This is a genomic window from Ferrovibrio sp. GW821-FHT12B10 (genome assembly GCF_058807515.1).
In genome coordinates this window covers 1268089-1285933 of the sequence record NZ_JBXAQT010000001.1, presented here as the reverse complement: position 1 = coordinate 1285933, position 17845 = coordinate 1268089, and the positions used below count along the sequence as shown (strand labels likewise).

Annotated in this window: 19 protein-coding genes; 8 read left to right on the top strand and 11 right to left on the bottom strand. The window is 65.1% G+C overall.

All coding sequences use genetic code 11. From position 1 onward, the window contains the following. Nucleotides 1-36: 36 nt before the first annotated feature. The 7 genes from cysC to cysG form a co-directional block, all read right to left on the bottom strand. Nucleotides 37-1947, bottom strand: a complete 1911-nt coding sequence (gene cysC / locus AC1RRT_RS06515; protein ID WP_493012963.1) for an adenylyl-sulfate kinase — start codon at nucleotides 1945-1947, stop codon at nucleotides 37-39. Between the two features lie 14 nt (nucleotides 1948-1961). Beyond that, nucleotides 1962-2762: a sulfate adenylyltransferase subunit CysD gene (gene cysD / locus AC1RRT_RS06510; RefSeq protein WP_493012962.1), complete on the bottom strand. Its 801-nt coding sequence runs from the start codon at nucleotides 2760-2762 to the stop codon at nucleotides 1962-1964. Between the two features lie 83 nt (nucleotides 2763-2845). Then, the gene (locus tag AC1RRT_RS06505) at nucleotides 2846-3559 is read right to left on the bottom strand and encodes a phosphoadenylyl-sulfate reductase (protein WP_493012961.1); all 714 of its coding nucleotides are present in this window, start codon (nucleotides 3557-3559) and stop codon (nucleotides 2846-2848) included. After that, on the bottom strand, nucleotides 3556-4074 hold the full coding sequence (locus AC1RRT_RS06500; protein WP_493012960.1) for a DUF934 domain-containing protein: 519 nt from the start codon (nucleotides 4072-4074) through the stop codon (nucleotides 3556-3558). Before AC1RRT_RS06500 ends, AC1RRT_RS06505 begins: the two co-directional genes overlap by 4 nt. Continuing rightward, nucleotides 4061-5722, bottom strand: coding sequence for a nitrite/sulfite reductase (locus tag AC1RRT_RS06495; protein ID WP_493012959.1), 1662 nt, complete (start codon nucleotides 5720-5722; stop codon nucleotides 4061-4063). The genes AC1RRT_RS06500 and AC1RRT_RS06495 overlap by 14 nt, the downstream gene beginning before the upstream one ends. A gap of 30 nt (nucleotides 5723-5752) precedes the next feature. Continuing rightward, entirely contained in the window at nucleotides 5753-6064 is a 312-nt protein-coding gene (locus AC1RRT_RS06490; RefSeq protein ID WP_493012958.1) for a DUF2849 domain-containing protein, read from the bottom strand. Nucleotides 6065-6074: 10 nt separating this feature from the next. After that, entirely contained in the window at nucleotides 6075-7460 is a 1386-nt protein-coding gene (gene cysG / locus AC1RRT_RS06485) for a siroheme synthase CysG (protein WP_493012957.1), read from the bottom strand. A gap of 223 nt (nucleotides 7461-7683) precedes the next feature. Between cysG and AC1RRT_RS06480 the strand changes: the two genes are divergently transcribed. From AC1RRT_RS06480 to kdsA, 4 genes are all read left to right on the top strand, one after another. Beyond that, nucleotides 7684-8103, top strand: a complete 420-nt coding sequence (locus tag AC1RRT_RS06480; protein WP_493012956.1) for a hypothetical protein — start codon at nucleotides 7684-7686, stop codon at nucleotides 8101-8103. An 83-nt stretch (nucleotides 8104-8186) separates the two neighbouring features. Further along, complete coding sequence (locus AC1RRT_RS06475; protein ID WP_493012955.1) at nucleotides 8187-9026, top strand: helix-turn-helix domain-containing protein; 840 nt, start codon at nucleotides 8187-8189, stop codon at nucleotides 9024-9026. 63 nt (nucleotides 9027-9089) lie between these two features. Then, nucleotides 9090-9803, top strand: coding sequence for a CBS domain-containing protein (locus tag AC1RRT_RS06470; protein ID WP_493012954.1), 714 nt, complete (start codon nucleotides 9090-9092; stop codon nucleotides 9801-9803). An 86-nt stretch (nucleotides 9804-9889) separates the two neighbouring features. Then, nucleotides 9890-10744: a 3-deoxy-8-phosphooctulonate synthase gene (gene kdsA / locus AC1RRT_RS06465; RefSeq protein ID WP_493012953.1), complete on the top strand. Its 855-nt coding sequence runs from the start codon at nucleotides 9890-9892 to the stop codon at nucleotides 10742-10744. Between the two features lie 68 nt (nucleotides 10745-10812). Here the strand turns inward: kdsA and AC1RRT_RS06460 are convergent, their stop codons facing one another. Further along, nucleotides 10813-11457 carry a DUF4142 domain-containing protein gene (locus tag AC1RRT_RS06460; protein ID WP_493012952.1) on the bottom strand — a complete coding sequence of 215 codons (645 nt, stop codon included), beginning with the start codon at nucleotides 11455-11457 and terminating at the stop codon, nucleotides 10813-10815. A 377-nt stretch (nucleotides 11458-11834) separates the two neighbouring features. Between AC1RRT_RS06460 and AC1RRT_RS06455 the strand changes: the two genes are divergently transcribed. After that, the gene (locus AC1RRT_RS06455) at nucleotides 11835-12383 is read left to right on the top strand and encodes a hypothetical protein (RefSeq protein WP_493012951.1); all 549 of its coding nucleotides are present in this window, start codon (nucleotides 11835-11837) and stop codon (nucleotides 12381-12383) included. Nucleotides 12384-12391: 8 nt separating this feature from the next. Here the strand turns inward: AC1RRT_RS06455 and AC1RRT_RS06450 are convergent, their stop codons facing one another. From AC1RRT_RS06450 to AC1RRT_RS06440, 3 genes are all read right to left on the bottom strand, one after another. Then, nucleotides 12392-12871: a DUF4442 domain-containing protein gene (locus AC1RRT_RS06450; protein ID WP_493012950.1), complete on the bottom strand. Its 480-nt coding sequence runs from the start codon at nucleotides 12869-12871 to the stop codon at nucleotides 12392-12394. After that, nucleotides 12868-13518, bottom strand: coding sequence for a TetR/AcrR family transcriptional regulator (locus AC1RRT_RS06445; protein WP_493012949.1), 651 nt, complete (start codon nucleotides 13516-13518; stop codon nucleotides 12868-12870). Before AC1RRT_RS06445 ends, AC1RRT_RS06450 begins: the two co-directional genes overlap by 4 nt. Nucleotides 13519-13587: 69 nt before the next feature. Beyond that, nucleotides 13588-14490 (bottom strand): LysR family transcriptional regulator, encoded by a 903-nt coding sequence (locus AC1RRT_RS06440; RefSeq protein ID WP_493012948.1) that lies wholly within the window; start codon nucleotides 14488-14490, stop codon nucleotides 13588-13590. A gap of 103 nt (nucleotides 14491-14593) precedes the next feature. Here AC1RRT_RS06440 and AC1RRT_RS06435 point away from each other — a divergent pair, with 103 nt between their 5' ends. The 3 genes from AC1RRT_RS06435 to AC1RRT_RS06425 all read left to right on the top strand — a co-directional run bounded on the left by AC1RRT_RS06435 (nucleotide 14594) and on the right by AC1RRT_RS06425 (nucleotide 17824). Continuing rightward, nucleotides 14594-15574 (top strand): NAD(P)H-dependent flavin oxidoreductase, encoded by a 981-nt coding sequence (locus AC1RRT_RS06435; protein WP_493012947.1) that lies wholly within the window; start codon nucleotides 14594-14596, stop codon nucleotides 15572-15574. Nucleotides 15575-15586: 12 nt separating this feature from the next. Continuing rightward, entirely contained in the window at nucleotides 15587-16183 is a 597-nt protein-coding gene (locus AC1RRT_RS06430) for a glutathione S-transferase family protein (protein WP_493012946.1), read from the top strand. A gap of 141 nt (nucleotides 16184-16324) precedes the next feature. Beyond that, nucleotides 16325-17824: a CoA-acylating methylmalonate-semialdehyde dehydrogenase gene (locus AC1RRT_RS06425; protein ID WP_493012945.1), complete on the top strand. Its 1500-nt coding sequence runs from the start codon at nucleotides 16325-16327 to the stop codon at nucleotides 17822-17824. The last annotated feature ends 21 nt before the right edge of the window (nucleotides 17825-17845 follow it).

Here is a 17845-nt window from a genome sequence, read left to right as displayed (position 1 = left end):
CAGGTCAGTCGACGAAAGATACGGATCGGCCGGCGATCAGGTTCCCGAAGTGCCGGTGAAGGCGTCTTCGGCATAGTGTAGCAGATCGGCGGCGGTCTGCGCCAAGGGGCGCGTGCTGCTGTCGAGCACCAGGTCGGCACGGCTGGGGGCTTCATAGGGCGCGGAAACGCCGGTGAACTGCGCGATATCACCCTTGCGGGCGCGCTTATACAAGCCCTTGGGGTCGCGCGCTTCGCAGGTCGCAAGATCGGCCTGCACGAAAATCTCGCGGAAACCGCTGCCGATGATGCCGCGCGCCAGATCGCGATGGATCTGCAGCGGTGAGATCGCCGAGACGATGACGATCAGGCCGCTCTGGGCCAGCAGGCCGGCCACTTCGGCAAGCCGGCGGATATTCTCGCTGCGGTCGGCATCGCTGAAGCCCAGGTCGCGGTTGAGGCCGTGACGCAGGTTGTCGCCATCCAGCACGGTGACCTGGCGGCCCTGCGCGAACAGCGCGCTCTGCACCGCCATGGCGATGGTGGACTTGCCCGAGCCGGACAGGCCGGTGAGCCAGAGCACGCCGCCACGATGGCCGTTGGCGCGCGCACGGTCTTCAGGCGTCACGCTGGAATCGACGGCGACGATATCGTTGGCCACCTGCTGGTTGCTGGCCGCCTCGATGATCAGGCCGCCGCCGATCTGCGGCCCGCGGATCAGCACGCCGCGGCCGGTGCGTGGCTGCGTTTCGTAGAGATCGACGGCCAGCGGCTTGCGGCTGCGCAGGATCACGCGCGCCACGCCGTTGCGGTCGATCTGGGTGGCATCGGCGCTGCCCAGCGTCTCGACATCCAGCGCCTCGGTGATAGCTTCCACCTCGACCTCGCGTTCGGCGGTGCCGATCTTCAACGTCAGGCGGTCGCCCTTCTTCAGCACCTCGCGATCCATCCAGAACAGCCGCGCGGTGATGCGGTTGGCCTCGCGCGGGCGGTTGTCGGGGCTGCTGGCCAGCGCGCCGCGCTCGACGAAGACCTCTTCATCCAGCGTGAAGGCGACGCTTTCGCCGGCAAAGGCTTCCTCGCGTGCTGCCGGCGCGCCGGCCGAGCTCCAGGCTTCCAGCGTCGCCACCGTGGCCTCGCGGCCAAGCGGCGCGAAGCGGATCCGGTCGCCGACCTTCAGGCGGCCACTTTCGATGCGGCCAACGACAATGCGCTTGTCCTCGAAGCGATAGAGATCCTGCACCGGCAGGCGCAGCGGCTGGTCGACCGGCTGGGCGCGCGGGGTGAAGGCATCCAGCGCGCCGATCAGCGTCGGGCCCTGATACCAGGGCGTATCAAGCGAGCGGTCGACGATATTGTCGCCCTGGCGCGCCGAGACCGGCACCAGCGCCGCCGCCTCGATGCCGATATCGGCCAGGTAACCGCGCACGGCCTCGGACACCGCGTTGAAACGGGCCTCGTCATGGCCGATCAGGTCGATCTTGTTGACGGCGACGGCGACCTTGCGAATCCCCAGCAGGTGCAGCAGATAGGCGTGGCGCTTGGTCTGCTCGGCCAGGCCCTGGGCCGCATCCACCACCAGGATGGCGGCGTCGGCCTGGGCGGCGCCGGTCACCATGTTCTTCAGGAATTCCTTGTGCCCGGGCGCGTCGATGATCACGTAGCGGCGGCGCGGCGTGGTGAACCAGATCTGCGTGGTGTCGACGGTGATGCCCTGGTCGCGCTCGACCTGCAGCGCATCGAGCAGGAAGGACCATTCGAATTCCAAGCCGCGCTTGGCCGAAACCGCCTTCAACTGCTCCAGCTTGCCTTCGGGCAGGCTGTCCGTGTCATGTAGCAGGCGACCGACCAGGGTCGACTTGCCATGGTCGACATGGCCGACGATGACGATGGGAAAGGCCCGGCCCTTGATGACGCTGGCCTTCTGGGCGGCCGCTTTCGGATGCACGGCGATATCGACGACGCTCATGATACTGGCTCCGCTCACATATAGCCGGCGACGCGCAGGCGTTCGAAGGCGTCTTCGGAATCGTGGTCCATGGCGCGGCCGGCGCGTTCGGGCTCACGGGTGATTTCCAGCTCGGCAATGACCTCTTCGATAGTGCGGGCCGGGCTGTCGATCGGGAAGGTGATGCCGATCTCACCCAGTGAGCGGAAGCGCTTGTTGGTCTTGTCGGCGAAATACAGCGGCACCACGGGGATGTTTTCGCGCTGGATGTAGCGCCAGATGTCGATCTCGGTCCAGTGCAGCAGCGGATGCACGCGCATATGCACGCCAGGCGGCAGATCGGAGGCGAAGTGATCCCACAGCTCCGGCGGCTGGTCGCGGAAGTCCCAGGCGCCATCGTCGCCGCGCGGGCTGAAATAGCGCTCCTTGGCGCGTGTCGCCTGCTCGTCGCGGCGGATGCCGGCGATCACGCCCTTCCAATCATACTTGGAGATCGCCTCCTTCAAACCCAGGGTCTTGCGCGCGGCGATGCGCGAGTTATGCGGCAGGGTCGGATCGGTGGCCTCGATCGGCGGGCAGGCATCCTTGATCAGATCCAGGCCCCATTCCTTGGCAAAGCGGTCGCGAAACGCATAGGTCTCGGGGAATTCCAGGCCGGTATCCAGATGCGCCACCGGGAAGGGCACGCGGCCGAGGAAGGCCTTCTTGGCCAGCCAGATCATCACGTTGGAGTCTTTGCCCAGCGACCACAGCATGGCCAGGGGTTTGATGCGGCTATAGGCTTCGCGCAGGATGTAGATGCTTTGGGCTTCGAGCCAGTCGAGATCGTCGGTCATAACGCGGTGTCGTTTCTGGTCTTGGCCGCCGGAGGAAGATTGGTGGGCGGCTGGGAAGAGTGAGGCGGTTCAGGTGCGCCGATTCACATGCGACTGTGAATCCCGCATTCGGTTTTGTCGCTGCCTCGCCATCGGCCGGCGCGGGCGTCTTCACCATCGCTCACAGGCTGGGTACAGGGCGCGCAGCCGATCGAGGGATAGCCTTGCGCCACCAGCGGATGACGCGGCAACTCATGCCGGGTGAGATAGGCTTCGATTTCTGTTGGACCCCAGGCGGCCAGCGGATTGAATTTGAGCCGTGCGCCATCGACCTCGACGGCTTCGAGCGTCTGCCGCGTATTTGACTGGAAGCGTTTGCGGCCGTTGATCGAGGCGGCAAACGGCTTGAGGGCACGCTCAAGCGGCTCGACCTTGCGGATGCGGCAGCAGGCATCGGTATCGCGGAACCACAGCGTACCGGCTTCATCCAGCGCGGCCAGCGCCTTCGGGTCGGGGCGCAGGTTGCGCACGTCTGTCAGTCCCAATCTCTGTATCAGCAGATCGCGATAGGCGAGGGTCTCGTCGAACAGCTTGCCGGTTTCGAGGAACAGTACCGGCGTCGCGCGGTCGACCTGCGCCGCCATATGCAGCAGCACGGCGGATTCGGCGCCGAAGGACGAGACCAGCGCGATCTCGCCGGGGAAGAGGTCGCGGATGGCGACCTGCAGGATGTCCTCCGCCGTCTGCCCGCGCAGACGGGCATTCAGACCGGCGACGTAATCGCCGAGGTCGAGGCTGGCGAAGGACAGGGCGCTCATTCGGCGGCGTCCGTCTTGCGGGCTGCGGCGAGGCGCTGGCGCAGCGCCGTCGGCCGGCCGTCGACGGTCGGCTGATACACGGCGCTGAAACTCTGCATCGCCTTGGCAAAGGCTTCGGCGGCATCGGGCCGCGCAATCTCAAAAGCGTCGAAGCCGCTGCGCTGCATATGCCAGAGCTGGTCCTGCAGCACATGGCCGGTGGCGCGCAGCTCGCCCTTGTAGCCGAAGCGGCTGCGCAGCAGGCTGGCCTGGCTATAGGCGCGGCCGTCGCTGAACTTGGGGAAGCTCAGCACGATCAGATCGAAGCGGTCGGCCTCCGGACCGAAATCCAGCACGTCGAGATTGTTGGGCAGACTGATGCCCAGTGGCGTGTTGCGGCCGCTGATCTGGTCCTTCTCGGCCTGCCAGCGCGCATAGGAGATCAGCACCGGCTTGTTGTCGGGCAGCGCGTCCTCGTCGCCGACCGGCACGAAGGCATCCTCACCGACAACATGGCCATTCTTAAGCAGTGACATAGACGGCCTCCTTGAACGGTGCGAGGCCGACACGGCGATAGGTGTCGAGGAAACGCTCGTCGCTGCTCTGGCGCAGGCGCAGATAGGTCTCGACGATCGTGTCGATGGCATCCACGGCCTGGGTGGTGTTCAGCGACGGGCCGATCAGGTCGCCGATGGCGGCCTGGTCGTCGGCCGAACCGCCGAGCGTGAGCTGGTAGAATTCCTCGCCGTTCTTGTCGACACCGAGAATGCCGATATGGCCGACGTGATGATGGCCGCAGGCATTGATGCAGCCCGAAATCTTGATCTTCAGCTCGCCGATGCTGTGGGCGCGTTCCCAGTTCTTGAAACGCAGGGCGATCTGCTGGGCGATCGGGATCGAGCGGGCATTGGCCAGCGCACAGTAATCCAGGCCGGGGCAGGCGATGATGTCGGATGCCAGGCCGATATTCGGCGTGGCCAGATCGTAAGCCTGCAGCGCCTTGAACACGGCGGGCAGATCGGACTGCTTCACATGCGGCAGCACCAGGTTCTGCTCATGCGTCACCCGGATTTCGCCAAACGAATAGCGGTCGGCGATATCGGCGATCGCGTTCATCTGCTCGGCCTTGGCATCGCCCGGCGCTTCGCCCTCTTTCTTGAGCGAGATAGTGACGATGCTGTAGCCCGGCTGCTTGTGCTTGAAGGTGTTGCGGCGCGCCCAGAGGCCGAAGTCGAAATCGGTGCGGAAGGCATTGGCGTAATCCGCCGCCACGCCGCCCGGCAGCGTCTCGAAGGCCGGCAGGGCGAACTGCGCCGCGATCTGGTCGATGGCTTCCTGCGGCAGCTTCAGCGCACCGTACCTGGTGGCCTGCCATTCGGCTTCCACCTTCTCGCGCACCTTTTCGATACCGAGTTCATGTACCAGGATCTTGATGCGCGCCTTGTACAGGTTGTCGCGGCGGCCGAACTGGTTGTAGACGCGGAGGATGGCTTCCAGATAGCTCAGCAGGTCCTGCTTGGGCAGGAAGTCACGGATGGTCTTGCCGATGAAGGGCGTGCGGCCGAGGCCGCCGCCCACGATCACCTCGAAGCCCACCTCGCCGGCAGCATTCTTGTGCATGCGCAGGCCGATGTCGTGCACGCGCACGGCGGCGCGGTCGTTCGGCGAGCCGGTGACGGCGATCTTGAATTTGCGCGGCAGGAAGCTGAATTCCGGATGGAAGGTCGACCACTGGCGGATGATCTCGCACCAGACGCGCGGATCCTCGATCTCGTCATGGGCGGCGCCGGCAAACTGATCCGTCGTGGTGTTGCGGATGCAGTTGCCGCTGGTCTGGATGGCATGCATCTGGATCTTGGCCAGGTCGGCCAGGGCATCGGCCGTGTCTTCCAGCTTGATCCAGTTGTACTGCAGGTTCTGGCGCGTGGTGAAATGGCCCCAGCCGCGATCATACTTGCAGCCGATCTGAGCCAGGCCGCGCAGCTGGCGCGAGGACAGCGTGCCGTAGGGAATGGCGATGCGCAGCATGTAGGCATGTAGCTGCAGGTACAGGCCGTTCTGCAGACGCAGCGGCTTGAACTCGTCTTCGCTGATCTCACCCGACAGCCGGCGGGCGACCTGGTCGCGGAACTGCGCAACGCGCTCATCCACGAGGGTCTGGTCTATGGCATCGTACTGGTACATTGCAGGTCCTTAAAAAGCAGATGGGGGTGCTTAGGCTGCGGGTTTACGGATTTCGGTGGTGGGACCGTCGGCGCGGATGATCTCGCGATACTGGATAGGCCGAGGCGGCGTCACCGTGGCATCGACCGGGATCAGATACGGCGCGACGACGATATTCATCTTGGCCTGGGCTTCGGCCACGGCGAGCAGGGCCGCGCCGGCCTCGGCATTGGCGACGACCGAGGCTTCACCGATCTTGCGGCTCCAGCTGGCAGCCTGGGTCAGGTAAACCACATCGCCGCTCAGAAGGTCGTTGGCGGTGACGACCTGCGGCTGGTTGGCGAGTTTTGGGGCTTTGGCCATAGATGTCTCCTCAGGCCCGCCGCTGCTGGCGACGGGTATCGGTGGTGGCCTGCGCATACGCGGCCACTTTGCCGATGATCAGAAGCACCGGGCCGTCACCATGGACGGCCGCGAGCGCGGGCAGGGCGTGGAGCGAACCGGCCGAGACCTGCTGGTCGGGCCGGGTGCCGTTCTCGATCAGGGCGACCGGCAGCGAGGGCGCGACGCCGGCCTGCAGCAGGCGGTCGCGGATGCGGGATGCCTGGCTGACACCCATATAGACGACGACGGTTTCGTCGTGGGCACGGTCGGCCCACTGGAAGGCGTCGGTGTCGTCTTTCAGATGGCCGCTAATCAGGGTGATGCCATGGCTGAGATCGCGATGGGTGAGCGGAACGCCGGCTGCCGCCGCGCAGCCCAGTGCGGCGGTGATGCCTGGGACCACCTGCACGGCGATGCCGCGGGCTTCGAGATAATCCAATTCCTCGCCGCCACGGCCGAAGACGAAGGGATCGCCGGCCTTCAGCCGCACGACGCGTTTCCCTGCTGCCGCGTGCTCTGCAAGCAGGGCATTGATGCCGTCCTGGGTGATGCGATGCGCGCCCTTGCGCTTGCCGACCGAGATGCGTTCGGCGTCGCGGCGCACGCGGTCGAGAATGGCCGGGGCGACCAGGTCGTCATAGAGTACCACATCGGCATTCATCAGCGCGCGCTGGGCTGCGAGTGTCAGCAGATCGGGATCGCCGGGGCCGGCACCGACCAGATGCACGCTGCCTTCGGCAGTCGTCTGCGCCCCGTTCAGTTCGGCCAGCAGCGCGCTGCGCGCACCGGCGCTGTCGCCGCCCAGCAGGCGCGTGGCCACCGCGCCATCGAAGACGCGTTCCCAGAAACGCTTGCGCGCGGTACCGTCGGTGATGACGCGCGCCACCGTGCTGCGGAAATCGCCGGCCAGCGTGGCGAGATCGCCGAGCCGCGCGGGCAGCAGCGCTTCGATCTGCGCGCGGATGCGGCCGAGCAGCAGCGGCGCGGTGCCGTTGGAGGAAATGCCGATGGTGATGTCGCCGCGCTCGACGATGGCCGGCACGATGAAATCGGAAAGATCAGGGCGGTCGACCACGTTGACCAGCAGGTTACGTGCATGTGCGGCAGCCACTACGGCCTCGTCGCCATCGTCAGCCAGCGTGCTGACCACCAGGCGCATGCCGTCGAGATGCGACGGCGCGAAGTCCTGGGCGCGATGGCGGATCAGCTTGGCCGCAGCCAGATCGGAGAGTTCGGCATTCAGCGCGGGCGCAATGACGGTGACGTCCGCGCCGGCCTTGCGCAGCAGACGAATTTTGCGGGCGGCGTTTTCACTGCCGCCGACGACGAGGACCGGACGGTCCTGCAGGATCAGAAATCCCGGAAAAGTCTGCATGAGTCCCACACCACACTCATTGTGTAGGCGCTTATATTTAACAGTGAGGATACAGAGTCAATATATTAACACGCAAAATTGGGAGAGTTTATTTTATTTAACAAAATAAATAAGTATTATAGAGACAAATCCATCCAGGGCCTTATTACCTACTTGGTAATTGATAACACTCTGATACAGAATGATTATTTACTCCATATCCGCCTTTGGAAAGGAGCCCGTTATGACCCCGCACCCGACTTTCCCCCTGATCCTGCGTGCCGATTCTGCCCTCTGTCTCACCTGCGGCCTGCCGGGGCTGCTGGCCCCGGACTGGTTGGCCGGTTTCCTGCTACCCCACCAGCCGGCGGTGTTCGGTATCGCCATGTCCACGGTAATGCTGGAGCTCGGCATCCTGCTGGCGGCCTATGCGGCCCTGCTGCTCGTCGTCTCCACCCGCCGGGCCATCCCGCGCAGCATCGTCAGCGTCTCGGCCCTTGCCGATGCGGGCTGGGTGCTGGGCACCGCAGTGCTGCTGCTCAGCTTCGGCAGCGCCTTCAGCCTGTGGGGCAGCATTGCCTTGGGCGTGGTGGCGCTGGATACCGGCCTGATGGGTCTGTGGAAGCTGCAGGCCCTGCGGCGCGGCGCGGCCGTTACGGCCTGATGCGCAGGCCGGCGGATGCAGCCTGCGCTGGACGTCCGCCGGCCTTTTCTCCCAGACTGATGAAAACGTCCGGAGCGAACGCCATGAGCGAAGCCACGCTGCAACTCTCTCCCCGCAATACAGCGCAGGCTGGTTTCGGCACGCTGATGCGGCAATGGCGTCGGCGGCGGGGCCTGAGCCAGATGGAGCTGGCCGAAACCGGCGGCGTGTCGCAGCGTCATGTCAGCTTCCTGGAATCTGGCCGCGCGCGGCCCAGCCGCCAGATGGTGCTGCATCTGGGCGAGATGATGGATCTGCCGCTGCGCGAACGAAACCGCCTGCTCCATGCTGCCGGGTTCGCCGCCGCCTATCGCGAAAGCCGGCTGGATGAACCTCAATTGGTGGCGGCGCGGCGCGCGCTCGAGCTGCTGCTGAAACAGGCCGAGCCGTTCCCCGCCGTCGTGGTTGATGCGGCCTGGACGGTGCAGCTCGCCAATCAGGCGGCGCTGCGCATGCTGGGCTTCCTGCTGGGCGAGCGCTTCGATCACATGCAGCGCTCCGGGCAGCCCGTCAACTTCATGAAGCTGCCGTTGCATCCGCAGGGGGCGCGGCCCTATATCGTCAACTGGCGCGAGATCGCCGGGGCGTTGCTGCATCGCCTGCAGCGCGAAGCCATGGACAGCCCGGCCGCTGCCGCCGTGCTGGCCGAAGTGCGTGACTATCCCGATGTCGATGCGCTGTGGCGCAATGTCGACTGGGAGGCCGAGCCGCAGCCGCTGTTGCAGTTCCGCGTCGAGAAGGATGGCCTCAGCCTCAACCTGCTGACCATGATTGCCACCTTCGGCACACCGCAGGATGTGACCTTGCAGGACCTGCGGATCGAAAGCTTCCTGCCAGCCGACGAGGCCACCGAGCAACTGCTGCGCAGCTTGGCGCAGAATTGATCCGAATCAAGGCGGGCCTGCCCCCTGGCTGGCAGGCTGCTGGCATTGAAACGGAGATGCCAGATGAAAGCCGTCGATATCATGACTACCCCGGTCTGCAAGCTTCGCAACGACGCCACGGTTGCGCAGGCGGTTCGCATGATGCTGCAGCACCATATCAGCGGCCTCCCGATCGTCGACCAGAATGATGTTCTGGTCGGGATGATCACCGAGGGCGACTTTCTGCGGCGGACGGAGCTCGGCACGGCACTGCAGCGGCCGCGGTGGTTGCAGTTTCTGCTCGGCACTGGCGCAGATGCCGCCGCTTATGTGCAAAGTCACGCGCGCGATATCGATGCCCTGATGACCCATGATGTTGTCAGTGTCCAAGAGCAAACCCCGTTGTCCGATGTCGTGCGTCTCATGGAGGCGCGTCGGATCAAGCGTGTGCCGGTTGTCCGTGACGGCAAGGTGGTGGGTATCGTCAGCCGGGCCAACCTGCTGCATGCTTTCGCCGGCGCACTGGCCGACGTCAAACCTGTAACGGCGCATGATTCCGAGATTCGTCGGGCCATTCTCGCGGCCATGAAGGACCAGGCATGGGCGCCGACCGGCAGTACCGACATCATCGTGCGGGACGGGGTGGTGCATCTGTGGGGCACGGTCTTCGATGAGCGCGCGCGCGCCGCCCTGAAGGCGCTGGCTGCGGAAACCCCCGGCGTTAAGGCCGTGGAGGATCACATGGTCTGGCTGGAGCCGCTGTCGGGCATGTATCTCGACCCGCCGCCCGCCGCCTGATCCTGTGAATATCCGGTCGCGGCATATCGCATTCCGGAAAAATCTGCGACACAATTGCGGCCAGTCGCATTGGAAGGATCATGCCCATGGCCGCGCTTACCCTGCCGAAATGGAATCTCACCATCGGTGACGGACAGTCCCTGTTCGCCATCCTGGGGCTGAATGTGCTGGAGGACGTGGACCTGGCCCTGCATACGGCGACCGAGCTGAAGCAGATTGCCGCCGACCTCAAGCTGCCCTTCGTGTTCAAGGCCAGTTTCGACAAGGCCAATCGGTCCTCGATCAACAGCTATCGTGGCCCGGGCCTGAAAGAGGGCCTGAAGATTCTTGCCACTGTCAAAGACAAGCTGAACGTGCCGATCGCCACCGACCTGCATGAGCCGGGGCAGGCCGAAGCGGTCGCCGCCGTGGCCGAGCTGGTGCAGATCCCCGCCTTCCTGGTGCGGCAGACCGATCTGATCGTCGCGGCCGCGCAGGCGACCCAGAAGAACAATGGCCTGCTGCATGTGAAGAAGGCGCAGTTCCTGGCACCCAATGACTGTAAGAGCATCCTGCACAAGATCGAGCAGGCGGCGAAGCCGGGCATGACCATCCTGTGCGAGCGCGGCAGTGCATTCGGCTACAACAACCTGATCGTCGACATGCTGGCGATCCCGGAGATGCAGAAATTCGGCGTGCCGGTGACCATCGACGCCACCCATGCCGTGCAGTTGCCCGGCGCGCGGGCGGTCGAAGGTGGCGGCGTCGCGGCCGGCGGCCGACGCGAGGGCGTGGCGGTGATCGCGGCTGCCGCCGTGGCGGCCGGCGCCGATGGCGTCTTCCTGGAATTCCATCCCGATCCGGACAAGGCCAAATGCGATGGCCCGAGCTGCCTGCCGCTGAGTGGCGCCCGTAGCCTGCTGACGCGCCTGAAGGCCTTGCACGCCGTCACGCGGCAATAGGGTGCGCGCATGAAAAACGCCCCGCCGGCGAAGGCGGGGCGTTTCGCTGTCGGGACGTTTATGCCGATTTAGCTCTCGTTGCCGAGCTGGCCCGAGATCACCTTGGCATCGGCGATATGCTTGCGGGTCACCGGCACCATCTCGTTCGAGGTGGTGCGCAGCGTCGCCTGCTCGCCGTTCTTGGCGTAATTGTTATGCAGGCGCAGCTCGCGTTCCTGTGCCTCGAGCTGCGTATTGATATACATGCGGTCGAAGGCCGCATCCGAGGCGTTACGCAGGTCATTCAGCTTGGTGAGCTGCTTGGCGGTCAGGGTCACGGTCGCCGGGGCCACGCCGGCCTGCTGGGCCGCTGCGCTGACCTTGCTGCTCGTGGTGGCGTTGTCGCTCACCACACGGGTGGCATATTCACGCACATCCTTGTTCTGGGCGCGCTGCACCGCGATCTTGGCCGCTTCCGATTCAAACAGATCGGCGGTCTGCGCATACAGCACATAGTTGCCGGCCGTGATCGGACGCACCACCGATTTCTCGGCCTTGGTGGTATTCGGCACGCGCTGGCTTGACGGGCTGTCATTCGGCGTCTGCGCCGGCGCCTTGTACTGCTGGTTCTGCTGCTGCGTCGATGTCTGGGCCTGAGCCAGCGGCGTCACAACCACCGAAGCCGCAGCCAGAGCGGTGGCGCCAAGCAGGGCAAGCGAAAGGGACTGTTTCATAATGTACCTCCACAGGTTTCTGGAGACAGGGCGCCAGAGAGTTTCCTGGGTTTCCTGTCGGGTCACTGCATATAAGGGCTGATCGCTGCGGAACCAGTGAAACGCCAGGGGCCATTTTGTGACGTCTTGCGGGCACGACTGCCACAAAGATGAAGCCTGTCGCGGCAGGGTGACTATCGCGTGACCCGCGCCAGCAAAACATCGCCGGAAACCGGCAATGAAAGCGTATTGCCACGAACAAGCGAAGCGGGTGATGGAGCAATCCGTCGCCGGTTTCGTGTGGGCGCTCTGAAAATTTCGATTTTTGTCACGGAACGGCATCGGTGCGCTGCGGTTATTCCTGCAGCATGTTCATGTGCAGCCTGATGGAGGCGACAATGGCACGGTCGATGACGGGTTACGCGCTGGGTTTGGCGGCAATGATCCTGGCGGCGGCGCCGGCGATGGCCCAGACCGCCGGCGGCAGTGCGAGCACCACCACGGGCGGTAACGCCAACACCAGCACGAATGCCGGCGTGAGCTATGGCTCGAGTTGGAATTCCGGCGTGCAGGGCAATGTGCAGAGCAACGGGCAGATGGGTGCGCCGCTGAGCATCCTGCCGGGCGGCAGCGGCAATGCCGGCGTGGTGATCGGCAATCGTCAGGCACAGACGCAACCCGACGCGCCGCCGCAAAACCCTGACGAGAATCGCGCAGCCCTGCCGCGCGACGGCAGCAGCCAGGCTGGCATGAGTCAAAATACCACGGTTCAGGGCGGGGCCAGTGAAGGCAGCGGCGTGCAAGTTGACGGCGGTGGCGTTTCCGGCGTCGGCAGCGGTGGAGTCACCGGCGTCGGCCCCGGCAACGCCACCCTGAATGGCAACGCCGCGCTGCCGGAGATGCAGATCCAGCGCCGGCCGGGCGAGACTGCCGGCACGGTGCAATAACGGGCGGTTTAAGCCGGCCCGATCTTCCAGCGCGGCCGGGCGATCATCACCAGATCGCCGGTCGCGTCGCGCAGCTCCACGCGACCTTCCAGGCTCTGCGCCTGGCTCCAGTCGAGAGCGGCCACTTCGCATTGCGCGGTGATCGTGCCGCGCGCTTTCTTCAGATATTCGCTGTCGAAGCCGGTGATGATCCAGCGCGCCCCCTTGGGCGGCTGCCGGCTCATCAAGGCAAGATTGCCGGTCATCTCGGCCAGATTGGTCAGCGCCACGGCATGCAGTGAGCGCAGATGGTTGCGCAGCCGGCGGCGGTCGGCCATGCGGGCGCGCGCCAGGCCCGGCGACAGCGTCTCGACCTCGGGGCTGATGCTGCCGGCATAGGGCACGGTGAAGCCGATCAGCCAGTTGAAGATGCGACGGCCGAACGGCAGCCGGCCCATGCCCTGCCACTGCTTCAGCACCACAGGATGAGCCAGAACGGCATCGGTCATTTCAGTTTCCTTCTGACGGGCGGGACGGCGATGGCGTCCCAGATCAGGTCGGCCAGCAGCTTGGCGGCCGGCCCCCATTTCACCTTTGCGCTGCCGGCGCGCTGCATGCGCAGCCAGGTCTGGATCGGTCCCAGCACCATGCTGAGCATCAGCTCGGGCGGCAGCGGCTTGAGGATGCCAGCGGTAATGGCCGGCTTGAGCCGGCTGAACAGCGGGCGCAGGAAATCGCCGGTGCCCTGGTTGAGCTTGTCGTCGCCTGCCGTCACGGCGCGATGGCGGCGATATTCGGCCAGGAAACGCGCGGCGGCCGGATTCTGCATCGACCACGAGATATGCACGGTGACGAAACTGTCGAGCAGGGCACGCGCCGTGTCATGGCGGGCGAAATCGGCGGCGATGACGGTGCGATAGCGCGCCAGCAGGTCGTCATAGAGCGCGGCGACCAGGCCTTCGCGGCTGCCGAAATGGTGATACAGGCTGCCGATGGAAATGCCGGCCGCATCGCGCAGCTGCTCGATGGTGGTGGCATCCACGCCATGGGCGTCGAACAATGCCAGTGCCGCCGCCAGCGCACGCTGCCGCGTGCCGCCCGCCTGATCGGCGGGCAGGGCCAAAACGTCATCGGGCTTGCGGACGGCCTTGGTCATGGCCGGCGTTATAGCCCGGCCTAGAATAAAATTCTAGAAAAATATTCTAATCTGGTTGCCGCAGCGTTTTCAGGCCCGTTTCCGCGCGGCGGGGGCGGTGGCCCTGCCGTCAGATTTGCAGGCGGAAATAAAGCTGCGCATGGCGGCGCTGGCGTAAGCATCGCGCCGTTGCACGAACAGGGTATCGACCTGCGCCTCCAGTTTGCCGATCGGCTGGATGCGGATGCTGTCGCGGATCGCGTGCCGCTCCACGGCGGCGCGCGGCAGCAGGGTGATGCCGATATCGGCGGCGACGCAGCCCAGGATGCCTTCCAGCGTGCCGAATTCCAGCCGCCGCACCGGCAGCCAGCCTTGCATGGCGATATGCTGTTCCAGCCGCTGGCGATAGGAGCAGCCGGTACGGAAGACGATGGCGGTGATGGTGCGATTGGCCTGGCGATAATCGTCGACGTCGCGCCAGCTCTTTGCCATTGCCAGAACCAGTTCCTCGCGGAAAATCGGCGTGGAGACGAGTTCGGGATGATCCACGGGGGCCGCGACGAAGGCGCCTTCCAGCGTGTGGTCCAGCACCTTCTCCAGCAGTGTCGCGGTTGGCCCGGTGGTGATGTCGAGATCGACTTCGGGGTTGCCGGCATGATAGCCGGCCAGGATCGGCGGCAGGCGGATCGCCGCCGTGGTCTCCATCGCGCCGATCAGCAGCGGACCTTTCGCGGTGCCGTCATCGCGAGCTGCCCGCTTGGCCTCGCCCACCAGCGCCGCCACCTGTTCGGCATAGGGCAGCAGACGCTGGCCGGCACTGGTCACGATCATGCCGCGGCTATGGCGGCTGAACAGCGGCAGGCCGATTTTCTCCTCCAGCAGCTTGATGCGCATGGTCACGTTGGATTGCACGGTGTTGAGCTGCTGGGCCGCCTTGCTGATGCTGCCGCAGCGCGCCACCGCCGAGAAGAAGGCCAGGTCGGAAAGCTCCATGTTTCACCCTATCTGTAAAACAGATCGAAGAAATCACTTATATTCACTATATAGAATACCACGTCACGGCTAGAATGACAGGACTTTCGGGAGGACCCATAAAATGACGCTATCCACCGCGCTGACCCGGCGCCTCGACATTCGCCATCCCGTGCTGCTGGCGCCGATGGATCTGGTCGCCGACGCCAAGCTTTGCAACGCCGTTACTGCGGCGGGCGGCTTAGGGATGCTGGGCGGCGGCTATGGCGATGAAGCCTGGCTGAAGCGCGAGATCGCCGTGCTGCAGGCGATGCCGGCCAAACGCCGCCATGGCGTCGGATTCATCACCTGGAGCCTGGCCAAGCAGCCGCATCTGCTCGATGTCGCGTTGAGTTCCCATCCGACGGTGGTGATGCTGTCGTTTGGCGATGTGTCGCCGTTCATCGGCAAGATCAAGAAAGCCGGCGCGCTGGCGGTCTGCCAGGTGCAGACGGTGGCGATGGCGAAACAGGCCGCCGCCGAGGGCGCCGATATCATCGTGGCGCAGGGCGGCGAGGCTGGCGGCCATGGCGTGTCGCGCGGCACGCTGGGTCTGGTGCCGGCCGTGGTCGACGCGGTGCCATCATCCATTCCGGTGGTGGCGGCCGGCGGTATTGGCGACGGGCGCGGGCTGGCGGCAGCCCTCAGCCTGGGCGCGGCCGGCGTGCTGGTCGGCACGCGCTTTTACGCGACCCATGAGGCGGCCGGCATGGATGCGGCGAAGGCGCGCATCTGCGCGGCATCGGGCGACGACACGACGCGTAGCATTGTCTTCGACATCTCGCGCGAGAATGTCTGGCCTGCGCCCTTCAACGGGCGCTGCGTGGTGAACGAGCATGCCAAGCGCTGGCTCGGCCGCGAGGTCGAGCTGATGCGCAACATCCGCGAAGAGGCGCCGCGTTATCGCGAGGCGCGTGCGGCGGGCAATTTCGACATCGCTGCCGTGATTGCCGGTGAATCCGCCGATACGATCACCGAAGTGGTGTCGGCGCAGGCAGTGGTGGAAACCATAGTGCAGCAGGCCGAGGATGTGCTCAGCCGGCTATCCGGCCAGCTGGCCTCATAAGAAAGCGACGACATGAAGCTGTTTTTCAACAAGACCTCGCCCTACGCCCGCAAGGTGCGCATCGCCGTACTGGAAAAGAATCTCGCCGGCCGCGTCGCATTCGTGGAAACCGACCCCTGGGTCAGCCCGCCCGACCTGCTCAGCGTCACGCCGCTGTCGAAAGTGCCGGCGCTGCTCACCGACGATGGCCGGGTGGTGACCGAGAGCGACACCATCATCCAGGTGCTGGATCTGCTGGAGAGCGGCAGGCCGCTGCTGCCCGCCGATCCGACCGCGCGTATCGACACGCTGGCGCGCGCCGGCCTGTGCCAGGGGCTGATCGACGCCAGTTTCATCTCGGTGATCGAGGGGCGCCGGCCGAAACCCGCCCAATGGGCCGACTGGGTGCAGCGCCTGCGCGGCGTGGTCGAGCGGGCATTGGTCCATGCCAATGGTTTCAGCCTCAGCCCGCAGCGCTTCGATCTGGGCGACATCGCGCTGGCCTCGGCGCTGGGCTATCTGGATTTCCGCCTGCCTGATATCGACTGGCGGCAGCAGTATCCGGGTCTGGCCGTCTGGTATGACGCTATGGCCCAACGGCCGTCGATGCAGGCCACCCGCCCAGAGTGACTTGGCGGACTGACCAAATCCCATCTGTGCAACTGCGAAATCCGGTCCGGCCCTTGTCATCGCCGGACCGGGCTTTAGAGTCGCCGGGTCTTTGTGGTCCGGGACCCCAGATCATCCGGGGCCTACTCTTGGGAGTGAAACATGGCGAGCGAGCTTCATCATTTCATCGGCGGCAAGAAGGTGGCGGGCAAGTCCGGCCGCTTCCTCGATGTCTACAATCCGACCACCGGCGAGGTCGCCTCGAAGGCGCCGCTGGCCACCAAGGCCGAGGTGGAGGGCGCGATCGCCGACAGCCAGAAGGCCTTTGCCGAATGGAGCATGACCTCGCCGCTGACGCGCGCCCGTGTCATGTTCAAGTTCAAGGAGCTGTGCGAAAAGAACGCCGATGAGATCGCCAAGCTGATCGCCAACGAGCATGGCAAGGTGATTTCGGATGCCAAGGGTTCGCTGCAGCGCGGCCTGGAAGTCGTCGAATTCGCCTGCGGCATCCCGCATCTGCTGAAGGGCGAGTATTCCGACAACGTGGCGCGCGGCATCGACGTCTATTCGATGCGCCAGCCGCTCGGCGTCGTCGCCGGCATCACGCCGTTCAATTTCCCGGCCATGGTGCCGATGTGGATGTTCGGCGTCGCCATCGCGGCGGGCAACACTTTCATCCTCAAGCCCAGCGAGAAGGACCCGTCCTGCCCGCTGAAGCTGGCCGAGCTGATGCTGGAAGCCGGCGCGCCTCCGGGCGTGCTGAACTGCGTGATCGGCGACAAGGAGTCGGTCGACACGCTGCTCACCGATCCGCGCATCCAGGCGATCAGCTTCGTCGGCTCGACGCCCATCGCGCAATATGTCTACGCCACGGCGGCGGCGCATGGTAAGCGCGTGCAGGCCATGGGCGGCGCCAAGAACCACATGATCGTCATGCCGGATGCCGACATGGACCAGGCCGTGGATGCGCTGATCGGCGCTGCCTACGGCTCGGCCGGTGAACGCTGCATGGCGGTCTCCGTCGCCGTGCCGGTCGGCAAGGGCACCGCCGACAAGCTGGTGGAGGCGCTGGCCCCGCGCGTGCGGGCGCTCAAGATCGGCCCCAGCACCGACAAGGATTCCGAGATGGGCCCGCTGGTGACGGCGGAGCATCTGGCCAAGGTGAAGGGCTATGTCGATACCGGCGTCAAGGAAGGCGCCAAGCTGGTGGTGGATGGCCGCGGCCTGAAGCTGCAGGGCTACGAGAAGGGCCATTTCATGGGTGGCTGCCTGTTCGACAATGTCACACCCGAGATGCGCATCTACAAGGAAGAGATCTTCGGCCCGGTGCTCAGCGTCGTGCGCACCGAAAGCTTCGAGGAAGCCGCCCGTCTGCCGACCGAGCATGAATTCGGCAACGGTGTGGCGATTTTCACCCGCGACGGCGATGCCGCCCGCGACTTCGCCGCGAAAGTCCAGGTCGGCATGGTCGGCATCAACGTGCCGATTCCGGTGCCGCTCGCCTTCCACACCTTCGGCGGCTGGAAGAAGTCGGCCTTTGGCGACACCAACCAGCATGGCCCGGAAGGCGTGAAGTTCTACACCAAGATCAAGACGGTGACGGCGCGCTGGCCGACCGGCATCCGGTCCGGTGCCGAGTTCAACATCCCGACCATGAAGTAATCCGCTTTCAGCGGCTTCGGG